The 22,036-nt window shown below is 58.3% G+C and carries 20 protein-coding genes; 11 read left to right on the top strand and 9 right to left on the bottom strand.

Annotation, left to right across the window (positions count from 1 at the left end; genetic code table 11):
* Together ACXAGD_RS19245 and ACXAGD_RS19250 are read left to right on the top strand one after the other, a co-directional pair.
* Nucleotides 1-978, top strand: a complete 978-nt coding sequence (locus tag ACXAGD_RS19245) for an ABC transporter ATP-binding protein (protein ID WP_475212988.1) — start codon at nt 1-3, stop codon at nt 976-978.
* Complete coding sequence (locus ACXAGD_RS19250; RefSeq protein WP_475212990.1) at nt 975-1,931, top strand: ABC transporter ATP-binding protein; 957 nt, start codon at nt 975-977, stop codon at nt 1,929-1,931. The genes ACXAGD_RS19245 and ACXAGD_RS19250 overlap by 4 nt, the downstream gene beginning before the upstream one ends.
* Before the next feature lie 6 nt (nt 1,932-1,937).
* On the opposite strand, the gene ACXAGD_RS19255 is transcribed toward ACXAGD_RS19250, so the two are convergent.
* Nucleotides 1,938-2,612, bottom strand: a complete 675-nt coding sequence (locus ACXAGD_RS19255; protein ID WP_475212991.1) for a GntR family transcriptional regulator — start codon at nt 2,610-2,612, stop codon at nt 1,938-1,940.
* A gap of 310 nt (nt 2,613-2,922) precedes the next feature.
* Here ACXAGD_RS19255 and psrA point away from each other — a divergent pair, with 310 nt between their 5' ends.
* The 3 genes from psrA to phnY are packed head-to-tail and all read left to right on the top strand — an operon-like array spanning nt 2,923 to nt 6,792.
* Entirely contained in the window at nt 2,923-4,038 is a 1,116-nt protein-coding gene (gene psrA, locus ACXAGD_RS19260) for an iron-containing alcohol dehydrogenase PsrA (RefSeq protein WP_475212992.1), read from the top strand.
* Nucleotides 4,039-4,050: 12 nt separating this feature from the next.
* The gene (gene phnA, locus ACXAGD_RS19265) at nt 4,051-5,331 is read left to right on the top strand and encodes a phosphonoacetate hydrolase (RefSeq protein WP_475212994.1); all 1,281 of its coding nucleotides are present in this window, start codon (nt 4,051-4,053) and stop codon (nt 5,329-5,331) included.
* Between the two features lie 12 nt (nt 5,332-5,343).
* Entirely contained in the window at nt 5,344-6,792 is a 1,449-nt protein-coding gene (gene phnY / locus ACXAGD_RS19270) for a phosphonoacetaldehyde dehydrogenase (RefSeq protein WP_475212995.1), read from the top strand.
* A gap of 70 nt (nt 6,793-6,862) precedes the next feature.
* On the opposite strand, the gene ACXAGD_RS19275 is transcribed toward phnY, so the two are convergent.
* The 8 genes from ACXAGD_RS19275 to ACXAGD_RS19310 are packed head-to-tail and all read right to left on the bottom strand — an operon-like array spanning nt 6,863 to nt 14,143.
* Nucleotides 6,863-7,705, bottom strand: coding sequence for a fumarylacetoacetate hydrolase family protein (locus ACXAGD_RS19275; protein WP_475212996.1), 843 nt, complete (start codon nt 7,703-7,705; stop codon nt 6,863-6,865).
* 18 nt (nt 7,706-7,723) lie between these two features.
* Nucleotides 7,724-8,473 (bottom strand): SDR family oxidoreductase, encoded by a 750-nt coding sequence (locus tag ACXAGD_RS19280; RefSeq protein WP_475212998.1) that lies wholly within the window; start codon nt 8,471-8,473, stop codon nt 7,724-7,726.
* Nucleotides 8,474-8,481: 8 nt separating this feature from the next.
* On the bottom strand, nt 8,482-9,984 hold the full coding sequence (locus tag ACXAGD_RS19285; protein ID WP_475213000.1) for an aldehyde dehydrogenase (NADP(+)): 1,503 nt from the start codon (nt 9,982-9,984) through the stop codon (nt 8,482-8,484).
* Between the two features lie 13 nt (nt 9,985-9,997).
* A complete protein-coding gene (locus ACXAGD_RS19290) occupies nt 9,998-11,110 on the bottom strand; it encodes a fumarylacetoacetate hydrolase family protein (RefSeq protein WP_475213002.1) in 1,113 nt (370 codons plus the stop codon).
* Nucleotide 11,111: 1 nt separating this feature from the next.
* Nucleotides 11,112-11,942 carry an amidohydrolase family protein gene (locus ACXAGD_RS19295; RefSeq protein WP_475213004.1) on the bottom strand — a complete coding sequence of 277 codons (831 nt, stop codon included), beginning with the start codon at nt 11,940-11,942 and terminating at the stop codon, nt 11,112-11,114.
* Nucleotides 11,939-12,367 (bottom strand): RbsD/FucU family protein, encoded by a 429-nt coding sequence (locus tag ACXAGD_RS19300; RefSeq protein ID WP_475213006.1) that lies wholly within the window; start codon nt 12,365-12,367, stop codon nt 11,939-11,941. The genes ACXAGD_RS19295 and ACXAGD_RS19300 overlap by 4 nt, the downstream gene beginning before the upstream one ends.
* Nucleotides 12,357-13,409 carry an aldo/keto reductase gene (locus ACXAGD_RS19305; RefSeq protein WP_475213008.1) on the bottom strand — a complete coding sequence of 351 codons (1,053 nt, stop codon included), beginning with the start codon at nt 13,407-13,409 and terminating at the stop codon, nt 12,357-12,359. Before ACXAGD_RS19305 ends, ACXAGD_RS19300 begins: the two co-directional genes overlap by 11 nt.
* On the bottom strand, nt 13,406-14,143 hold the full coding sequence (locus tag ACXAGD_RS19310; RefSeq protein ID WP_475213010.1) for a GntR family transcriptional regulator: 738 nt from the start codon (nt 14,141-14,143) through the stop codon (nt 13,406-13,408). Before ACXAGD_RS19310 ends, ACXAGD_RS19305 begins: the two co-directional genes overlap by 4 nt.
* An 82-nt stretch (nt 14,144-14,225) precedes the next feature.
* On the opposite strand from ACXAGD_RS19310, the gene ACXAGD_RS19315 reads away from it, so the two are divergent.
* The 6 genes from ACXAGD_RS19315 to ACXAGD_RS19340 all read left to right on the top strand — a co-directional run bounded on the left by ACXAGD_RS19315 (nt 14,226) and on the right by ACXAGD_RS19340 (nt 22,025).
* The gene (locus ACXAGD_RS19315) at nt 14,226-15,779 is read left to right on the top strand and encodes a UxaA family hydrolase (RefSeq protein WP_475213012.1); all 1,554 of its coding nucleotides are present in this window, start codon (nt 14,226-14,228) and stop codon (nt 15,777-15,779) included.
* 41 nt (nt 15,780-15,820) lie between these two features.
* Nucleotides 15,821-17,347, top strand: a complete 1,527-nt coding sequence (locus ACXAGD_RS19320) for a sugar ABC transporter ATP-binding protein (protein ID WP_475213014.1) — start codon at nt 15,821-15,823, stop codon at nt 17,345-17,347.
* Nucleotides 17,344-18,351: an ABC transporter permease gene (locus tag ACXAGD_RS19325; RefSeq protein ID WP_421598893.1), complete on the top strand. Its 1,008-nt coding sequence runs from the start codon at nt 17,344-17,346 to the stop codon at nt 18,349-18,351. Before ACXAGD_RS19320 ends, ACXAGD_RS19325 begins: the two co-directional genes overlap by 4 nt.
* A gap of 36 nt (nt 18,352-18,387) precedes the next feature.
* Complete coding sequence (locus ACXAGD_RS19330; protein WP_475213015.1) at nt 18,388-19,332, top strand: substrate-binding domain-containing protein; 945 nt, start codon at nt 18,388-18,390, stop codon at nt 19,330-19,332.
* 31 nt (nt 19,333-19,363) lie between these two features.
* The gene (locus ACXAGD_RS19335) at nt 19,364-20,164 is read left to right on the top strand and encodes a GNAT family N-acetyltransferase (RefSeq protein ID WP_475213017.1); all 801 of its coding nucleotides are present in this window, start codon (nt 19,364-19,366) and stop codon (nt 20,162-20,164) included.
* A 91-nt stretch (nt 20,165-20,255) separates the two neighbouring features.
* On the top strand, nt 20,256-22,025 hold the full coding sequence (locus ACXAGD_RS19340) for an adenylate/guanylate cyclase domain-containing protein (RefSeq protein WP_475213019.1): 1,770 nt from the start codon (nt 20,256-20,258) through the stop codon (nt 22,023-22,025).
* Nucleotides 22,026-22,036: the final 11 nt, after the last annotated feature.

Here is a 22,036-nt window from a genome sequence, read left to right on the forward strand (position 1 = left end):
ATGAGCTTGTTGGATATCCGAAATCTCACCGTCGAATTCGCCACCGCTTCGGGCAAATTCCGCGCGGTGGATGGGGTCGACCTGTCAGTCGACAAGGGCGAGTTGATGGCCATCGTCGGCGAAAGCGGTTCGGGCAAGTCCGTGTCGATGCTGGCGTTGATGGGTCTGCTGCCCTGGACAGCGACAATCACCGCAGACCAGCTGAGTTTCGAAGGGATCGACCTGACCAAAATCTCAGCCCGTGACCGCCGCAAGATCATCGGCAAAGACATCGCCATGATCTTTCAGGAGCCGATGTCGTCGCTGAACCCGTGTTTCACGGTCGGATTTCAGATCAAAGAGGCGCTGCGCATCCATCTGGGTCTGAACCGCAAGGAGCGTCACCAGCGGGCGATCGAGCTGTTCGATCAGGTTGGCATTCCAGCCCCGGAAAGCCGTCTGAACACCTTTCCGCACCAGATGTCGGGCGGGATGAACCAGCGGGTGATGATCGCCATGGCGATTGCCTGCAATCCCAAGCTGTTGATCGCGGATGAGCCGACAACGGCACTGGACGTCACCATCCAAGCGCAGATCCTGGATCTGCTGTTGCGGTTGCGCGACGAGCAAGGCATGGGCCTGGTGCTGATCACTCACGACATGGGTGTCGTCGCTGAAACGGCCGAGCGGGTTCAAGTGCAGTATGCTGGCCAAAAGGTAGAGGAACAGCGGGTCAAAGACTTGTTTCGTACCCCACGCCACCCCTACACGTCGGCTCTGCTGAGCGCGTTGCCAGAGAGGGCAACATCCAAGATGCTACCCACCATTCCCGGCGTGGTGCCTGGCCAGTTTGATCGACCCAAGGGGTGCCTGTTCAGCCCCAGATGCCAGTATGCAGACGATCTTTGCCGGTCTTTGCCGCCAACGCCGCATAGCGCGGAATATGGCAAGGCGCGTTGCCACTATGTTGAAAAGATAACTGCCGGAGAAATGGCATGACCGCACCTATTGTTCAGGCCAACGCCTTGGCGCGGCATTATATCGTCAAAGGCGGGTTGCTGTCGAAACCGGCAACGGTCAAGGCCCTGTCCGGCGTCGATTTCGACCTGCAACCTGGCAAAACACTGGCCATCGTCGGAGAATCCGGCTGCGGAAAATCGACGCTGGCGCGTGTGGTTACGATGATCGAGGAACCAACCTCGGGCAACCTGACCATCGATGGCGTGGATATCACCCCGTCGAAGTGGGCGCAGATGCGCGAGACGGTCCAGATCGTGTTTCAAGACCCTTACGGTTCGCTCAACCCGCGCCAGAGGATCGGGCAGATTCTGCAGGAACCGCTGATCATCAACCGCCCCGACATGTCCGCCGCTGATTGTGAGGCGCGGGCGCGAGAGATGATCGACCTCGTGGGCCTTCGCCCCGAACATTACGACCGCTATCCGCACATGTTCTCGGGCGGGCAGCGCCAGCGGATTGCCATTGCGCGCGCCCTGATGCTGAATCCTAAGGTGCTGGTTCTGGACGAGCCGGTGTCGGCGCTGGATGTCTCGATCCAGTCGCAGATTCTGAACCTTCTGGTCGAGCTGCAGGAGCGCTTGAACTTAGCTTATTTGTTCATCTCGCACGACCTGTCAGTGGTGAAACACTTCGCCGATGATGTGATCGTCATGTATCTGGGCCGCGCGGTCGAAAAGGCTCCGAAAGAGCTGTTGTTCGCAGCCCCGCGGCACCCCTATTCCAAGGCGCTTCTGTCCACGACCCCGCGCGCCGACCCAGAGGCGCGGAAAGAGCGTATCAAGCTGGAAGGTGAGCTGCCTTCTCCGATGAACATCCCTCAGGGCTGTGCCTTTGCGCAACGCTGCTGGCTGGCGACCGAAGAATGCCGCGTTGCGCCGCCCGAGTTGAGCGGTGAGACCCATCAGGCGGCTTGTCTGCATCCGCTGGATTGATCGGGTTTACTCGCCGTTGCGCGTGGCAATGACCATTTCCAGCAACTGATCCTTGGTCCGCTGAATATGCCGGGTCAACAGGGCGCAGGCATCCTCGACCCGGCCGTCGCGGGCCAGTGACAATAGTTCTCGATGGTCTTTCTTGGCCGGTTCTCGCTGTTCCATAACACTCAGGTGCATCCGGACGTACCTGTCAGATTGAACATTGACCCGCTGCAGGATTTCATTGCTTAGCCCGCGGCCCGCAGCAGCGTAAAGCGCCATGTGGTATTCATTGTTGAGGCTGCCCCAGCGGCCCACATCATAGGCGTCGTAGGACTTTTCCATTTCATCCAGAATGCGGTCGCATTCGGTGAACTCAGTCGTGGTCATCTGTGGGATGGCACGCTGGAACAGGTCCACTTCCAACAACACGCGCAGATCAAAAATCTCTCCGATTTCCGACAACGAATGTTTGGTGACTGATGCACCGCGGTTGTTGGTCAGCTGAACCAGACCTTCGGCATCCAGCCGCTTCAGCGCCTCGCGGATCGGCATACGCGAAACGTCATAATCCTCGGCCAGAGCTTCCTGTCGGATTGTCTCACCCTCTGCCATTTCACCGCTCAAAATCCGCTCGCGCAGATCGTTGGTAATGACTTCGGGCAGACTTTGTCGGGGGATCGCGCGGGTTCTGGGCATTCGGTCGGTCTCGGGTGCAGAAATCTTGTATCCAAAATACAAAATGAGTGAGCGATTTCCAAGTCCCTTACACACCACGATTACAATCATATGGCGCGTCGGCTTCAGCGGCGCGATCTAAAGGCTTTCATGCCTGTCTCACATCCTTTCCCCAAGCTGGTTTTAGAAGGATAGCCAGAGAAATTAGAAGGTTGCTTTGCTATAGAGTCAATCGATAAGAAGGATCAAAACAATCTATTGGACCGATGGTGGTATTTGCCGCAGATTGCGCTCAACAAGGCGAATCCTCTGATTTGGTACGAGGCCCCCGATGTGGACATATTCCAACCCGGTCAAAACACTGTTCGGCACCGGGACATTCAAACAAGTGCCGCAGTTGATTGCCGGTCGCCGGTATGCGTTGGTGACCTATCCTGATGCACCGTTTAAGGCGCTGACGAGGAAACTGGCGGAACTGGCCGGACCCGCAACACTGGTCATCGATGATATCGCACCCAACCCTGACTATCGCCTGCTGCAGGAACAATGCGCCCGCTTCGGCGATCTGGATGTTATTGTCGCCCTGGGCGGGGGGTCGGTGATCGACTCGGCCAAGGTGTTTGCCGCCGCCGCTGGGGATTTTGGCAAGGTCGCCCGGTTTTTGGAGACGAAGACTGGGGCCGACGAACTGGCCGGCACACCGATCATCGCCATTCCCACAACGGCCGGTACCGGGAGTGAAGTCACCTGTTGGGCCACCGTCTGGCAGGAGGAGACTGGTAAGAAATTCTCGCTGGCGCGAGCCAATCTTTACCCCGAAACGGCGGTGATCGATCCCTCGCTGATGGTCAACAAACCCTATGGGCTGACATTGGCCACCGGGCTGGACACACTGTCTCATGCGCTTGAGAGCATCTGGAACATCAACGCCAATCCAATCTCGGCCCGCCACGCGGTTGGCGCCGCCCGGCAGGTTATGGACACACTGCCTGCATTGCTGAGCGACATGGGAAATCTGCAATTGCGCACCCGCATGGCCGAAGCGTCGCTGAGCGCTGGTCTGGCATTCTCGAACACCAAGACGGCCATTGCGCATAACCTGTCCTATCCGATCACGCTGGGGTGGGGGGTGCAGCATGGCATCGCGTGCTCTTTCACCCTGCCGGTGATCCTGCAATCGGTGGATGGCCTTGGCGGTTTCCGTCAAGACGCACTGCACGAGATCTTCGGACCCGATCTTGCCGCGGGGGCTGACATGCTGAACGCATTCCTGTCCGGGCTGGGCGTTGCAACACGGTTCGCCGACTACGGCATTTCCGAGGAGCAGCGCATGAAGATCATCAATGACGCCTTCGCCGGAGAGCGTGGCCGAAATTTTGCCGGAACAAAAGACGCCTTTCTCGCTGCCGAGAAAGCCATGCAATCCTCACGTCCGAAAGTGGCGTGAACGAACCCAACTTTGACGCATGAACGCGCCATCACCAAGGACCTAGAGATGACCCTGCACACCCCGATCACAGCCAACGAGCGGGTCTACCCGCAGCCCAAAGTTCCCGCCATCGCCATCTGTTTGGACGGGTGCGAGCCGGAATACCTGGAAGTCGCCATCGCCAAGGGCCTGATGCCAACGCTGAAGCGTATTCGTGAAACCGGAACCGACCGTCTGGCGCATTCGGTGATCCCGTCCTTCACCAACCCCAACAACCTCAGCATCGCAACCGGCCGTCCGCCCATCGTGCATGGCATCTGCGGCAACTACTTGATCGACCCGGACAGCGGAGAAGAAGTGATGATGAACGACGTGCGTTTCCTGCGTGCGCCGACCATCTTCTCGCAATTCTACGACGCGGGCTATCGCGTCGCCATGGTCACTGCTAAGGACAAGCTGCGCGCACTGCTGGGTGCAGGCCTGAAGTTTGACGAAGACCGCGCCGTTGCCTTTTCGTCCGAGCGTTCAGGTGAGACCACCAAGGCCGAGCATGGCATCGACAACGCCAGCGAATGGCTGGGCATGGAAGTCCCCGAGGTCTATTCGGCTGAACTGTCCGAGTTTGTTTTCGCCGCAGGCGTCAAGCTGCTGAAGGAATTCAAGCCGGACATCATGTATCTGTCGACCACTGACTACATCCAGCACAAGTTCGGCCCTGAACAGCAGGGCGCGTTGGATTTCTATGCGATGTTCGACAAATATTTGGCGCAGCTGGACGAACTGGGCGCGGCCATCGTCATCACTGCCGACCACGGCATGAAGCCTAAGCACAACGCAGCGGGCGAGCCCAACGTGATCTATGCGCAAGACTTGATGGACGAATGGCTGGGCAAAGATGCCGCCCGCGTCATCCTGCCGATCACCGACCCTTACGTGGTACACCACGGCGCACTGGGTTCTTTTGCCACAGCTTACCTGCCAGAAGGTGCCGACAAGGCCGACATCATGGCCAAGCTGGACGCAATTGAGGACATGATCCTGGTGGTTGACAAGGAAGAGGCGATCCGCCGCTTTGAACTGCCCGCCGACCGGATTGGCGACATCGTCATGATCTCTGGCGAGACCATGACCATCGGCACCTCGGCCGACCGTCACGATCTGGCCGCGCTGAAGGAACCGCTGCGCAGCCATGGTGGCCTGACCGAGCAGGAAGTCCCCTTCATCGTCAACCGCGTCATCGACCTGGGCAACGCGCCCGAATTGCGTAACTTTGACGCCTTCTTCTACGCCACCACAGCGGCGGCTCAGTAAATGGACGGGAACATGAACACATCCGACATCCGCAACGAGGGGATGCGCATTGGTGGAGAGGTTGTCTTCACCGAGGCCACTGTTCCCGTGCGCTATCCCTACACAAACGAAGTGGTTGGCTATGTCCCTGCGGGCACCGCTGAGCACGCGCGCAAAGCGTTTGAGATTGCGGCAAACTACACGCCAAAACTTACCCGGTACGAGCGCAGCCAAATTTTGCAACGCGCAGGGGAACTGATCGGTGAAAAGCGTGAGTATCTGGCCAAGTGGTTGACGCTGGAATTGGGCATTTGTTACCAGCATGCGATCTACGAGACCAAGCGCGCGCAGGACGTCTATCAGTTTGCCGCCGCCGAGGCGCTGAAAGACGATGGCGAGATCTTCTCGTGCGACCTGACCCACAACGGCAAGGAACGGAAGATTTTCACCAAGCGTGAGCCGGTCAAGGCCATCAGCGCGATCACTCCGTTCAACCACCCGCTGAACATGGTCAGCCACAAGATCGCGCCATCAATTGCGACCAATAACTGCATGGTCTGCAAACCTACCGAGCTGACACCGCTAACTGCGCTGACACTGGCCGATATTCTCTATGAGGCCGGTTTGCCGCCCGAGATGTTTCAGGTGGTCACTGGCTGGCCGAAGGATATCGGCGAAGAGATGATCACAAATGAAAACATCGACATCATCACCTTCACCGGTGGTGTGCCGGTGGGCAAAATGATCGCCTCGAAAGCGGGTTACAAACGTCAGGCGTTGGAGCTGGGCGGCAATGACCCTCTGATAGTTCTGAACGACCTGAGCGACGCCGATCTTGAGAAGGCAGCAACCATCGCCGTAGCCGGTGCCACCGGTAACTCGGGCCAGCGCTGCACCGCGATCAAACGCATTCTGGTGCAGGAAAGCGTGGCCGAAAAATTTGTGCCGCTGGTGCTGGAGAAGGCCAAGAAGATCAAATTCGGCGATCCGCAGGACCCTGATACCGAGCTGGGTTGCGTGATCCATGCCGAGGCCGCCGAGCTGTTCGAAAAACGCGTCTACATGGCCGAGGAAGAAGGGGCAGAAATCCTCTATCATCCCGGTCGTCAGGGCGCGTTGCTACCGCCCATCGTTGTCGACAAAGTGCCTCATAACAGCGAGCTGGTGATGGAGGAAACCTTTGGCCCCATCGTGCCCATCGTGCGCGTGCCGGACAATGACGCCGAAGTCATGGCGATTTCCAACGGCACCGAGTTCGGCCTGTCCTCGGGTGTCTGCACCAACGATCTGAACCGCGCGATTGCCTATATCAACGGTCTGGACGTCGGCACCTGCAACATCTGGGAGCAGCCGGGATATCGGATCGAAATGTCTCCCTTCGGCGGCATCAAGGACAGTGGAAACGGCGTCAAGGAAGGCGTCATCGAAGCGATGAAGTTTTTCACTAACGTCAAGACCTATTCGCTGCCCTGGCCGGGCTGATCGCCTGACAGCAAAAACAGTAAGACCCCGGCCCATCTGGCCGGGGCCTTTTTTCGCTCAGGTCAACAGGTCAGCCCTGCACAACATTCTGACGCTGCACGCCCAGCCCTTCGATGCCCAGCTCCATCTTGTCGCCCGGTTTCAGATAGGTCTGTGGGTTCTGCCCCATGCCGACGCCTGGAGGGGTCCCGGTCGAGATCACATCACCCGGTTGCAGCGACATGAATTGCGATAGGTGCGAGACGACAGTCGCCACTCCGAAATGCATCGTGTTGGTCGATCCGTCCTGATAGCGGTGGCCATTGACCTCAAGATACATCGACAGGTTCTGCGGGTCGGTAACTTCGTCCCGCGTAACCAGCCAGGGACCAATCGGGCCGAACGTGTCGGCGGATTTACCTTTGACCCACTGGCCTGAGCGGTGCAGCTGAAAGTCACGTTCAGACAGGTCATTGACCACGCAATAACCGGCTACGTGGTCCAGCGCCTCGGCCTCGGAAACATATTTAGCCTCTTTGCCGATCACCACGCCCAGTTCGACTTCCCAATCAGTCTTGACCGAACCGCGCGGGATTTCGACGGCATCGTTGGGGCCGACGATGGCAGATGTCGCCTTGAAAAAGATCACCGGTTCAGCAGGCAGTTCCATACCGCTTTCGGCAGCATGGTCAGCATAGTTCAGACCGATACAGATGAACTTGCCGACCTGCCCAACACAGGCACCGATGCGCGGGTCGCCTTCGACAACCGGCAGCCCGGTAAGGTCAAGCCCGCGCAGGCGCGCCAGACCCTCGTTGCCCAGCACATCGCCCGAAATATCGCCAACAACGCCAGACAGATCGCGAATATTTCCGTCGTCATCCAGCGCACCGGGCTTTTCCGCGCCAACCGGTCCATAGCGTAAGAGTTTCATTTCCTGTTCCTTTTCAACTCAGATGGTCCAGCCGCCATCGATGGCAAAGGGCTGACCCGTGGTATAGTTGCTGGCGTCGCTTGCCAGATAGAGCGCGAGTTCGGCCACTTCTTCGGCTGTTCCGATCCGGCCCATTGGCTGACGGGCGATGAAGTCCGTCATGGCTTGCTCGTAATCTCCGGTGGCGCGAAGCCGATCATGCAGGCTGGGGCTGTCGACTGTACCAGGGCAAATCGCATTGCACCGAATGCCCTGCGTGACGAAGTCTGCAGCCACCGATTTGGTCAAGCCGATCACCGCCGCTTTGGAGGCACAATAGGCGAAACGGTTCGGCACGCCTTTCAGAGACGACGCAACCGACGACATGTTGATGATGGACCCACCGCCGTTTTCCAGCATCGCAGGCAGGGTCAGGCGGATCAGCCGGTACATGGCTTTGACGTTCAGATCGAAGCTGAAGTCCCAGTCTTTTTCTTCGCACTCCAGTATAGATCCACCTGCCACATAGCCCGCGCAGTTGAATAGTGCGTCCAGTGGCGGCAGGTTCGCCGTCGCGGCCTGAACCGCACGCGTGTCAGTGACGTCCAGTTTCAGGGTTTGAACACCGGAAAGCTGTGAAAGTTCGGCCAGCGAAGCGTCGTTGATTTCGCAGGCAATGACTTGAGCGCCCTCGGCCGCAAAAAGCTCGGCTGAGGCACGCCCGATCCCCTGACCCGCGGCAGTGATCAGGGCTGTTTTGCCGGACAGGCGGTTTGAGGAACTCGTCATCGCGTCTCTCACACTTGCTCAGGCAGAAGGTCGGTCGGCAGGTTCTGATAACAAACTGGCCGCAAGAATCGGCGGATCGACAGTGTCCCCACCGAGGTTGCGCCGAAATTGGTCGAGGCAGGGTAGGGGCCGCCATGCACCATGCTGTCACAGACCTCGACACCGGTGGGGAAGCCGTTGGCCAGAAGCCGTCCTGCCTTGCGCTCCAGCAAAGGCACCAGTTTGCGTGCAATGCCCGCGTCGTCGGCGTCCATGTGCAGGGTACAAGTCAGTTGTCCTTCGACTGCGCGGGCGATGTCGGTCATCTGATCGACATCCCGGGCACGCACGATGATGCCGGTGGGTCCAAAGACCTCTTCATGCAGTCGGTTATCGGCCAGCCAATTGTCGCCCGATACGACAAACAGGTTGGGCGCTGCGCTGCGGGGTGCACTATCTTTGCTTACGATTTGTGTAACCCCGGAACCTTCGGCGAATTGTGCCACGCCCTTGCGGTACGCGTCCGCGATACCGCTGGTCAGCATCGTCTGTTCGGCCGTCTCTGCCAATGCGGATTGCGCTGCTGCCTGCAAAGCATCTGCATCCGGCCCATCCACAATAATCGCGATACCGGGATTGGTGCAGAACTGGCCCGCGCCCATGGTCAGCGATCCGGCCCAACCGGAGCCGATCTCGGCTCCGCGCGCCGAAGCGGCTTCGGGTAGAACGAACATCGGGTTGACCGAGCCCAGCTCGCCAAAGAACGGAATGGGCTCGGAGCGTTGTGCGCAGATGTCGAACAATGCGCGACCTGCGCGCAAAGACCCGGTGAACCCGACCGCCCGGATCAATGGATGCTGGGCCAAAGCCGTTCCGACCCCGATCCCGTCACTTTGGATCAACGAGAAAGTACCCGCAGGATTGCCCGTCGCCTTGATGGCGGCATCAATCGCCTGCGCCACGATCTCTCCTGTGCCGGGATGCGCCGGGTGGCCTTTGACGACCACGGGGCAGCCCGCTGCCAATGCCGCCGCTGTGTCTCCGCCAGCAACTGAAAACGCCAGTGGGAAGTTCGACGCTCCAAACACTGCGACCGGGCCCAACGGACGCTGGATCATCTGCAGATCAGGGCGGGGCAGGGGCGCGCGGTCCGGCAGGGCGGGGTCGTGGCGATGGTCCAGATACGCACCAGCTTCGATGTGGTCCGCGAACAGGCGTAGTTGACCAACAGTCCGGCCACGCTCACCTTGCAGCCGCGCCTCCGGCAGGCCGGTTTCCTGGCACCCGATTTCAGTGATCGCATCGCCGCGGGCGTCTATCTCATCCGCAATTTTCCGCAGTAGTGCGGCCCGGTCGGCCCGCGTGGACCATCCGAATGTGGCAAAAGCCTCTTCTGCGGCCTGAACGGCTGTATCCACGTGCGCGGATGTCCCGACGGAGAAGTCGTGGCTTGGTCCATGTGCAGGGTCCGACGCAAACGTGGCCTCGGTCCCGACCCATTCGCCAGCGATCAGGTGTTTTCCGGTCAACATATTCAATTCTTCCTTAAATCAGCCCGCGCCGGGCGAGGTTTCGCATCAGGTGGGATGCCCCGAATTTCCATTCCGGGCACTCGGTCGACAGGCGAACCGTGTTGGTCAGCGCGCCCAGTTTATCGTTTGAAATCGTGACGATATCACCCAGTTTATGAGTGAACCCACCCCCCGGAGTATCGCGATCCTGGGTCGGTGCAAAGAGGGTTCCCAGAAACAGCATCAAACCGTCCGGATATTGGTGATGCCGCCCGATGGTCTGGGCCACAAGATCGGCCGGATCACGGCTGATTTGCGCCATTGAGGAATGGCCTTGCATCTCAAATCCGTCGGGCCCGGCCACGGTCAACGTCAGTTCAGCGGCGCGCACGTCATCCAGCGTGAAACAGTCATCAAACAGGCGGATCATCGGCCCGATCGCGCACGAGGCGTTGTTGTCTTTGGCCTTGCTCAGCAACAGGGCTGAGCGCCCTTCGACGTCGCGCAGATTGACGTCATTGCCCAGCGTAGCGCCCTTGATTTCACCCTGTGAGGTGACGGCCAGAACGACCTCGGGTTCGGGGTTGTTCCAGGTTGAGATCGGGTGCAGCCCGACATCCGCGCCAAACCCTACCGAGGACAGCACCTGTGCCTTGGAAAACACCTCGGCATCCGGTCCGATCCCGACCTCCAGGTATTGGCTCCACAGTCCTTCGGCGATTAGTGCTTCTTTGACTTGTGTGGCCGCGTCCGACCCCGGCACGATATTGGTCAGGCTGTCACCGATGCGAGCACCGATCCGAGTGCGGATCGCGTCGGCCTTTGCAGGATCGCCGGCTGCCTGCTCTTCGATCACCCGCTCGACCATGGAGCCTGCGAATGTAACACCGCAGGCCTTCACGGCCTGCAAGTCGCATGGGGCCAGCCAGTGGTGATCAGCTCCCAATGGACCCAGCGCCTCACCCGGTGCTGAACGCGTGAAATCAGCGGAATCCTCACGTTCGAGGATATCGCGTACCGTTGGGGCCTCTTTGGAAGTGATATCAGTCAGGTGCCCATCGCGAAGGGTCACGACGCACGGGCCAATGCCCTCACGCTCTACGCGCCCAAGCCACAGGCCGCTGCTATCCAATTTCGGAAATGTCATTCTAATCCCTAAGATTATAGGCCCGGGCGGCATTGGCCCCCAGCACTGCGTTGCGTTCTGTTTCGGTTAGCGTGCTGAGCAGTTCGTCGGTGGCGTCCAGCCAGCGTTGATAACTGCTGGCCAATGTGCAGACGGGCCAGTCGCTGCCCCAGATCAAACGAGAGGGGCCAAACGTGTCGAGCAGGTGGTCGACATAGGGGCGCAGGTCATCGATGGTCCAGTCCGAAGTGGCTTCAGTGACCAGCCCGGACAGCTTGCACCATGCGTCGGTGTCGCGCGCTAGTGCTGCCATGTCTTCTGCCCAACCTGAAATCACTTGGTCCCGGATCAGCGGTTTTGATCCGTGATCGATCACAACGCGCATCTGCGGGTGATGCGCCAGAAGCTCGCGCAACGGAGCGAGATGTTCTGGCAACGTCAGAGCGTCAAAAGTCAGATCATGGCGTTGCACCGCCTCAAATGCCGGTGTCAGAGCGTCCCCCATCATCCATTTCGGATCAGGAATGTCTTGAATCATCGGCCTGAGCCCAACCAAAGCCGTGTGCGCGGACAAGGCTTCAATCTGTGCTGGCGCATCTGTGGATTCGAAATCGACCCAGCCAACAACTCCTTTGATGAACGGAGTCTGATCGGCCAGAGACAGCATATATTCCGTCTCTGCCACCGTTGGTGCGGCCTGTACCAAAACCGTACCGTCAATCGCTGCGGCCTTGATAATTGGCGCCAGATCTTCCGGCGTGAAGTCGCGGTAAATCACGTCAAGTTCTGGCGTCAGCCAGCCATAGTCACCCCGCTCCAAAGCCCAAAAATGCTGATGTGCGTCGATCCTCATCCGATGACGCCCTTTTTGAGAATGATGTTGCCGTACAGTCTGCGCTCACCTGTCTGAACGATGGCAAAGGCGTTCGCTGCGCGGCCATAGAAGGCGAACCGTTCCAGTCCCTGAATCTGGGCGGGACTGTCCGCCGTTGCATTGATGATGTTCTGAAAATCGACCACGGCTTCGGGCAGTTTGTTCGGGTCACCAACCACCTGCATGGTCAAGGCCGGGTCAGGCGCGAATGTGTCCAGCGGCATGACAGACAGCACCGCCTGCAGAATTTCACTGGCCGTGGAGCCGTCCGCACGGATACACGCCGGGCCGCTGCTTGAGCCAGGGAAATTGGCATCCGCAATGACGATCTCATCCCCGTGCCCCATGGCGCGCAGCGCATGGAGCAGTTCGGGCGACAAGAGGGGATCGATGTTACGCAGCATTGGCGGCCTCAGCGGGCAAAGGCGCGTCTGGGCGGATCAGGCCCTCGGACCGCAGATCAGACCAAAGACTTGCCGGAATATCGCGGTTCAGCAGGGCGACATTGGCCTGAACCTCGGCTGCACTTACCGCCCCGGGGACCACGGTTTTAACGCTGGGATGGCCTAGGACGAACTGCAGCGCGGCCGCAATCAATGGAGTGTCATGCTCAGCACAAACTGCTTCGATATTGCGCACCCGGTCCAAAATTTCCTCGGGCGCGTCGGTGTAGTTATACTTGGCACCCGGCACCGCCCCGGTGGCCAAGATGCCCGAGTTGTACGGTCCACCCAGAATGATCCCCACGTCCCGTTTTTCACACAGTGGCAGGAAACTGTCCAATGCCTCTTGTTCCAACAGCGTGTATCGTCCAGCCAGCAAGAAGCCGTCGAAATCGCCCAGCCCCAACAGTTTCTGACAGACCTGCCATTCATTCACGCCAGCACCGATTGCGGCGACTTCACCAGCGTCGCGCAGCTCGGTCAGTGCCTTGAAGCCGCCGCCATCGAACAACTCGCGTACTTTGGCGTCTGACATTTCCTGACTGCCCTGGCTGAAGACACAGACATCGTGCACCAGCAGGATATCGGCCCTAGTGACACCCAACCTTTCCCGGCTGGCCTCATAGGATCGCATTACGCCGTCATATGTGTAGTCGAACACGATACGTTTTTGCGGTACGTCTACAAAAGCCTCGGGCGTAACCTCGTGCGGTTCACAATCCAGCAGCAGGCGCCCGATCTTGGTCGAAAGCTGGATATTATTGCGCCCAAAACGCGCGATGGCCTCGCCAAACCGGTGCTCGGATCGGCCAAGCCCATATTGTGGCGCAGTGTCAAAAAACCTGATGCCCGCATCATAAGCTGTTTGCAAAGCCGCCTGCGCGTCTTCGTCCGATACTTTACGATAGAGATTGCCTAAAGGCGCGCCACCGAACCCCATACGGGTCAACGGTACAGGCCTTTTGGTTCGATGATTCAAAAGTTCGGTTTGCGAAACGGTCATCCTGCTTCCCGTGCTGGCTGAGTGGTTAAGTTGAAAAGATGCGGTTGTTCCTGAAGCAGAACTTCGATCCGCGGCATAAGTTGCCCCAGATGACGCCGCATGGCCGCCTGTGCCGCCTGTTCGTCGCGATCCAGAATCGTGCTGTGAATGGCGCGGTGCTCTTCCAGAGTCTCCGCAATGCGTCCCGGTGTTGGCAGCAACAGCATGCGGGCGCGGCTGACTTGCAGCGATACGGTTTGCGCCACATCGCCCAAACGTTTGAAGCCAGTGAATTGCATCAGCAGTGCATGGAACTCCTCGTCGGCCTGATAAAAGCCGGGGATATCATCATCCTCGATCAGCAACTCCTGCAGGCGCATGTTCCGACTGAGCTTTTTGCGTTGATCTTCAGTCAGATCGCGCGCCACCTTGGCAACGGTCGCCAGCTCTAGTGCCTCGCGCAGGAACATGCCTTCGCGGATTTCCGGCATCGAGAAATACGAGACGCGGGTTCCGGATTGCGGCACGACATCCACCAGCCCTTCGGCAGCCAACCGGGCGATTGCCTCGGTCACAGGTGCGCGCGACACACCCAGCCGCTCACAGATTGGCGCTTTCCTAAGGGTCGCTCCGGGCGGAAAGTCCAGCGATAGAATGGCCTGTTTAATCGCCTGATACACCCGCTGTGCCAGCGAGCCATCATCCGACGCAATATCGCGCAACAGCTGCGCGTCGATGTCATGTGGCTTGGTCATATGATTGATCTATCATACTAACATGTTAGTTGACAATAGCGTGATCGCACTTTAGCAATCGGGGCAGGCAAGCGGGGACAAAATGCACGCAGACCAACAAAATAAGGCCTCTGGGGCGACGACTCATGACACGGTCAAGCTGAGTCCAGATGATAATGTTGTGATCGCGTTGCGCGATTTGGAGGCCGGAGAGCAGCCTGTTGGCCTGAATTCACCCCTGACCGGACCCGTCAATCGCGGGCACAAGATTGCCATCAGTGCGATTGCGGCCGGAGAGAATGTTATTCGCTACGGTCAAATCATCGGTCAGGCGAAAAGTCACATCAGTATCGGTGATCATGTTCATGTGAACAATCTTGGGATGGGGGCACATCAACAGGATTATGCCCATGCCAGCGCGAACGCGCCTTTGGCACCACTGGATGAAAACCGCACGTTCCAGGGCTTTCACCGCGCCGACGGGAAGGTTGGAACCCGCAACTATATTGGCATTCTGACAACTGTGAACTGCTCGGGTTCGGTCGCACGCTTTATTGCCGAAGCGGCTGAGAAAACGGGTCTCTTGGACAACTATTCTAATGTGGACGGAGTGGTCCCGATCGTGCACGGCACCGGCTGTGGCATGTCAGGCAAGGACGAAGGCTATGCGACGCTGTTTCGCACGTTGGCTGGCTATGCACAGCATCCGAACTTTGCTGGCATTTTGCTGATCGGGTTGGGATGCGAGGTTATGCAGGTCGCAGATCTGGTGGGCGGCCGCCCGATCCGGCAGGACGGCGCGTTGCGGTACATGACCATCCAGAACGAAGGAGGCACCCGCCGGACCATTGAGCGTGGCCTGGACGAGCTGCGTGGTATTGCGGAGCTGGCCAATCAAGCCGTTCGGCAGCCCGCGCCAATCAGCGCGATCACGGTCGGAATGCAATGCGGCGGTTCGGATGGTTATTCCGGGATCACCGCCAATCCGGCACTGGGATATGCGTCAGATTTATTGGTACGTCACGGCGGCACGACGATCCTGTCGGAAACCTCAGAAGTTTATGGGGCCGAACATCTGTTGACCCGTCGCGCCGAGACGCCCGAAGTAGGCCGGAAACTGATCGAGCGCATCCACTGGTGGGAAGAGTACACTGCCCGCAACGGCGGCGAGATGGACAACAATCCCAGCCCAGGAAACAAGCGCGGTGGACTGACGACCATTCTGGAGAAATCGCTGGGAGCTGTAGCCAAGGGCGGTACCGCTCCAATGCGGGATGTCTACAAATTCGGTGAGATGATCGACAAAAAAGGCTTTGTCTTCATGGACAGTCCCGGATTTGACCCGTGCTCTGTTACGGGGCAGGTGGCCTCGGGCGCGAACCTGATCGTGTTTACCACCGGGCGTGGCTCGGTGTCTGGCTATCAGCCAACGCCCTGCGTGAAGCTGGCGACCAACTCCGAAATGTACGCACGGATGGCGGACGATATGGACCTGAATTGCGGGGACATCGTCACCGAAGGGGTCAGCATCGAAGCCAAGGGCGAAGAACTGTTTGAAATTCTGATCCGGGTCGCATCCGGCGAGAAAACCAAAAGTGAGGAACTTGGCTTTGGGGGCGTTGAATTCGTCCCCTGGCAAATCGGCGCGGTGATGTAACCGGCGCAGCCCTAAGGGAGAGGGGCGATATGGGAGGACAAATGACAAAGCTGGTCGACATGACGGGGATCGACAAACACTTCCCCGGTGTGCACGCGCTGAAATCCGTGCAGTTCGATCTGTTTCCGGGCGAGGTTCACGCGCTGATGGGCGAGAACGGCGCCGGGAAAAGCACGCTGATGAAAATCCTGTCGGGGATTTATCAGCGCGATGGCGGTGATCTGGTGATCGAAGGCAAGTCGGTCAGCCCAACCACCCCGCGCGAGGCGCAAGACTTGGGCATCGGCATCATCCATCAGGAACTGAGCCTGATGAATGACCTTACCGTTGCGCAGAACATCTTTATCGGTCGTGAACCCCGCAAGAGTTTTGGTCGTCTGGACGAGGTCGCGCTGAACGCTCAAACGGCTGAGATTTTTGCCTCGATGAACCTGTCGTTGGACCCGAAAACACTCGTTGGCACCTTGACCATCGCAAAACAGCAGATGGTCGAGATCGCCAAGGCGCTTTCCTACCGGTCAAAGGTTCTGATCATGGACGAACCGACCGCCGCACTAAACGACGCTGAAATAGCTGAGCTGTTCGTGATCATCCGCCGTCTGAAGGCCGAGGGCGTGGGCATTGTTTATATCAGCCACAAGATGGATGAACTGAAGCAGATCGCCGATCGTGTCACCGTCATGCGGGACGGAGAATATGTCGGCACGGTGGACGCGGCAGGCACGCCTATCAGCCAGATCATCGCGATGATGGTGGGGCGCGAGGTGAACGAAGAACCACTGGACGTGCCCGATCTGGGTGATGCCGAGGTATCGTTGCAGGTGTCTAACCTGACGCGGGGCAAAGACATCCACGAGGTCAGCTTTTCGGTTCAGAAGGGCGAGATTTTGGGCTTTGCCGGGCTGATGGGGGCAGGGCGCACCGAAGTGGCCCGTGCCATTTTTGGGGCCGATCCGAAAGATAGCGGCGAAATCCGTGTCCATGGCAAGCCGGTCTCGATCAAATCGCCCAAGGATGCAGTGCGCGCGGGGATCGGGTATCTGTCGGAAGACCGCAAACACTTTGGTCTGGCGACGGGCATGAACGTGCGGGACAATATCGCACTGGCCTCAATGGACTTGTTCACCGCGACAGGTGGTGTTCTGAACGATGGCGAAATCAGCACCACCGCCAAATGCTATATCAAGCAGCTTGGCATACGTACCCCGTCTGATGTGCAGGAGGTTCGGCTTTTGTCAGGCGGCAACCAGCAGAAGGTTGTCATCGCAAAATGGTTGCTGCGCGACTGCGATATTCTGATCTTTGACGAGCCCACCCGCGGCATCGACGTGGGTGCAAAGTCCGAGATCTACAAGCTGCTCGAGGAATTGGCTGAACAGGGTAAGACGATCATCGTGATTTCGTCCGAATTGCCCGAGATTATGCGCCTCAGCCACCGCATCGCTGTGATGTGCGAGGGCCGGCTGACCGGCATTCTGCCCGGCGGAAAAGACACCACTCAGGAAGACATCATGCATCTGGCCACCCAGCGGGCGGCAGCAATGCAGGTAACAGGGACAGTACAATGACCACAGCCACGGATATCGACAAAAAGAAACCCCTCGCGGGTCTGTCGGAAAGCGGCGCCTATCAGAAGCTGCTGGCGTTTGCCAGTTTGATTGCCTTGCTGATCGGGTTCTCAATCGCGTCGCCGAACTTTATGCAAACGTCGAACATGATCGCCATTCTGCAGGCCACCTCAGTCAACGGGGTACTGGCGGTGGCCGCGACTTTGATCATCATCACCGGCGGGATCGACCTGTCGTTGGGCACGCTAATGACGTTCTGCGCAGTGATCGCTGGAGTGGTGCTGACCTATTTGGGGATGCCGTTGTTGCTGGGTGTTGCGGCGGCCATCGGGGCGGGCGCGCTCTGCGGGCTGTGCTCGGGCACATTCGTCGCCAAGATGAAAATCCCGCCCTTTATCGCCACGCTGGGCATGATGCTGATCCTCAAGGGGCTATCGCTTGTCATATCTGGTACGCGACCGATCTATTTCAATGACACGCCGGGTTTCGACCAGATCTCTCGCGGGTCTCTGATCGGAGAGGTTTTCCCGGCTCTGCCGATCCCCAACGGTGTGCTTATCCTGTTTCTTGTCGCGATCGCAGCCTCGTACATTCTGGGCCGCACGGTTCTGGGTCGCTACACCTTTGCGCTGGGTTCGAACGAAGAGGCTGTGCGCCTGTCCGGTGTGAACACCGACATGTGGAAAATGCGCATCTATGCGCTGGCTGGGGCCATCTGCGGTATTGCTGGCATCCTAATCGCCTCGCGTCTCAACTCGGCCCAGCCCGCTTTGGGTTTGGGCTATGAGTTGGAGGCCATCGCGGCCGTGGTGATCGGGGGCACATCCCTGTCCGGCGGGCGCGGCACGATCCTCGGAACCCTTATCGGGGCGCTGATCATGGCGGTGCTGACCAATGGGTTGCGCGTGCTGTCGGTCGCGCAGGAATGGCAGACCGTTGTGACCGGCGCGATCATTATTCTGGCCGTCTACGCCGACATGGCGCGGCGCAAGAAAACCGGCTGAACCAACAAACAAACGACCAACAAGGAGGAGAAAAACATGTTTTCACGTCGTTTCATTCTGGGGGCGCTGAGCGCTGCCACTCTTGCCGCACCGGCCTCAATGGCCGCGGCCGAGGACATCTACATCCCGCTGGTATCAAAAGGTTTCCAGCATCAGTTCTGGCAGGCGGTTAAATCCGGTGCGGAACAAGCCGCAGGTGAATTTGACGTCACGATCACCTTCGAGGGTCCCGACAATGAGACCATGGTAGATCGCCAGATCGACATGCTGGCCGCAGCACTGGCCAACAACCCAAAGGCCATCGGATTTGCCGCGCTGGACAGTCAGGCTGCCATCCCGCTGCTGAAACAGGCTGACGAGAAAGGCATTCCGATCATCGCCTTCGACAGCGGTGTCGACAGCGATATACCTGTGTCCACAGCAACCACGGACAACCTGGCGGCTGCAGGTCTGGCCGCTGATAAGATGGCCGAAATGCTGGGCGGCAAAGGCAAGGTTGCCGTGGTCGCGCATGACCAGACCAGTCGCACGGGCATCGACCGCCGCGACGGTTTCGTGAACCGCATCGCCGAAAAATACCCGGAAATCGAGGTTGTCACCGTTCAATACGGTCAGGGCGATCACCTGAAATCGACTGAGGTTACCAAGGCTATTCTGACCGCAAACCCGGATCTGAACGGAATCTTCGGCACCAATGAAGGGTCGGCCATTGGCGTGGTGAACGGTGTGCAGGAGTTGGGCACCGAGGGGCTGGTCATCATTGGATATGACAGCGGAAAAGCCCAGAAAGATGCGATCAAAAGCGGCTTGATGGCAGGCGCCATCACACAGAACCCGGTCGGAATCGGCTATGAAACGGTCAAGGCCGCCGTTGCCGCTCTGAACGGCGAAGAGGTTCCGGCCCTGATCGACACCGGATTCTACTACTACGATGCGTCAAACATGGACGACCCTAAAATCTCGGCCGTTCTGTACGACTAAGACCAAAATCGCTCTCGAAGAACCGGTCCGCTTGTTTCAGGCGGGCCGGTTTTCCTTGGCGTCAATCAAACGCACAAGCCAGTCGGAACTTATCCGCTGGGGCGGACATATTCTCATTTCGTATTTGTTGAACAACTGTGTTAGGGTCCGAGTATATTTTCTGATTTTTTCAAAGGTAGTTGATCCATTGCCAGACAAAACCAACAGCGTATTCAAGCTGCGTCCCCTCCAGAAGGCGGATCTGGAGGTCATCACCCCCTGGTTTCAGGACATCGAAGACCTCGCTCGATTTGACCGCACGTTACGCATCCCATTCAACCTGGCGCAATCCGAAGAGGCCTGGAGCGTTTCGTTAAGCCCCTCCGGAAATGACAACAGATGCTGGTTCGCCATCGAATCCGAAAGCGGGCAGGTTCTGGGGCTTGCCGGCCTTGAAGCCATATCGCCGGTCAATCGGGATGCCGTAGTGGCCATGTTCGTCGAAAAATCAGCCAGGCGTTTAGGGCTGGCGATCAGAGCGACCGCCCTGGTTGTAGATTTTGCGTTCCGCCAGCTTGGCTTAAACCGACTTACCTCGTATTATCGTGACGACAACCACATAAGCCGCGACCTCGTGGAAAGATTGGGGTGTCAGGTCGAGGGGAAAATGCGGCAGGCTTGGTACGCAGATGGGACATACCACGACATGATCGTGGTTGGCGTTCTCAGGCAGGATTGGATGGACCGACGCCCCATCTTGGCAAAGGAGCTGGACCCGGAGACAGTTGTTTCCTTCGGGTCGGACAGGGCCTCTGGTTGGTCCTGGCCTCCGCAGGTTGATGAGTGTGAGTAACGGGGTGTGATTTCGCTTTCCAAGCGCAAATGCACGGTTGCTAAAAACTGATGACAGGGTTCGAACGCGGCCCCTCAGACGAGTATTGAATGTGAACACCACAAGTCCAAATCCTTCCATTACGCAAAAACTGGGTGCGATCCTTTTCGCCGACGTCGTCGGCTATTCGCGCCTGATGAGCGAGAACGAGTTGGATACATATAACGCCCTGAAACTATTGATATCTCAGCTCGAAGAAACCTGCGCCGCATTTCAAGGCCGGGTGGTCGAGGTCCGCGGGGACGGCATTCTGGCCCTGTTTGAGACCGCCACGAGCGCCGTGGAGTTCGGGGTAGAGCTGCACCGTATCGCCAGCCAACACAACAATGAACGCACCGATGATCAGCGGCTCAAGTTCCGCGCCGGTGTTCATCTGGGCGAAATCCTGATCGACGATCGCGGCATCCATGGCGACAACGTTAATATTGCCGCTCGGCTGCAGGAAATCGCGGAGCCTGAAAGGGTTTATGTCAGCTCGGCTGTTTATGATCAGGTCTGCAACCGGCTTCGCTATGGGTACGAGTTTCTGGGCCCGAAACAGCTGAAGAACATTCTGTCTCCTGTCTCGACATACTGCGTACGCAGTGAGGTGGCCGGGGCGACAATGGCCGGGACAATGCGGCCGGACCTTCCCGGAGATGTGCTGGAACGTCCCGACACGCCCTCGGTCGCCATTCTGCCTTTCAGCAGCCAGGGCGGGGACGAGTCGGATAGCTGGATCGCCGAAGGTCTGACTGACGACATCATCATGAACCTGTCCAAGTTCCGCAATCTGTTCATCATCGCGCGGAACTCGTCTTTCTTTTTCAAGACACAGTCGATGCCGCCAAAAGAGGCCGCGCAAAAGCTGAACGTACGCTATGTCGCCCGGGGCAGTGTGCGGCGGTCAGCCAGCCGCATCCGGATTACGGCCGAATTGATCGATGCCACGACCGAGCGCACCATTTGGGGCGAACGGTTTGATCGCAAGATCGACGACATCTTCGACATTCTGGACGAAGTCACCGAGTGTATCGTGGCTGCCACCGCGGTAATGATTGAATCGCACGAAAAACAACGCATGATTCAGAATATCCCGTCCGATCTTGAGGCTTATGGGTCCGTGCTTCAGGGCCAGTACCACATCTTCAAATACACGCGGAACGACAACCGCAAGGCACAGGATTTCTATCAATCTGCGCTTGATCGGGACGAAGGCTATGCCCGGGCAGCGGCGGCGTTGTCGCGAACGCTGAACATCGACTGGCGCTATTCCTGGAGCAAGGATCCCTCAACTGCGCTGGATCAGGCGCTGACCTTTGCCCAGCGTGCGATCGAGTTGGATCCCACCGATGCGCGCGGGTTTGGGGAATTAGGCTATGTCCACTTATATCGCAAGGAACATGAAGCCGCGCTGCAGTCTTATCGCCGGGCGCTGGCGCTGAACCCGAACGATGCGGATATGCATTCCGACTTCGCCGATGCATTGGCGCATTATGGTGACAACGAAACGGCAATCACACATCTGCAACAGGCCATGCGGTTGAACCCATACTTCCCGGACCAATACCTGTGGCATCTGGGTGGGGCGTATTTCAACCTCAAGCGCTATAAGGAAGCCATCGACGCGGTCAATAAGATGAATAACCCCACCGAAGGGCAACGCTTGCTGGCCGCTAGTTTCGCGCATCTGGATCAGTTGGACATAGCGCGCGACATTGCGGAACGACATCGCAAGGCCCATCCCAATTTCTCTCTGAAGCGGTGGGAGAGCGTACAGCCGGACCGCCTGCCCGAAGACACGCAGCACTTTGTCGAGGGGCTGAAAAAGGCTGGGTTCTGAGTGAAAAAAGG

It is taken from the genome of Ruegeria sp. ABF4_144, from assembly GCF_056160045.1.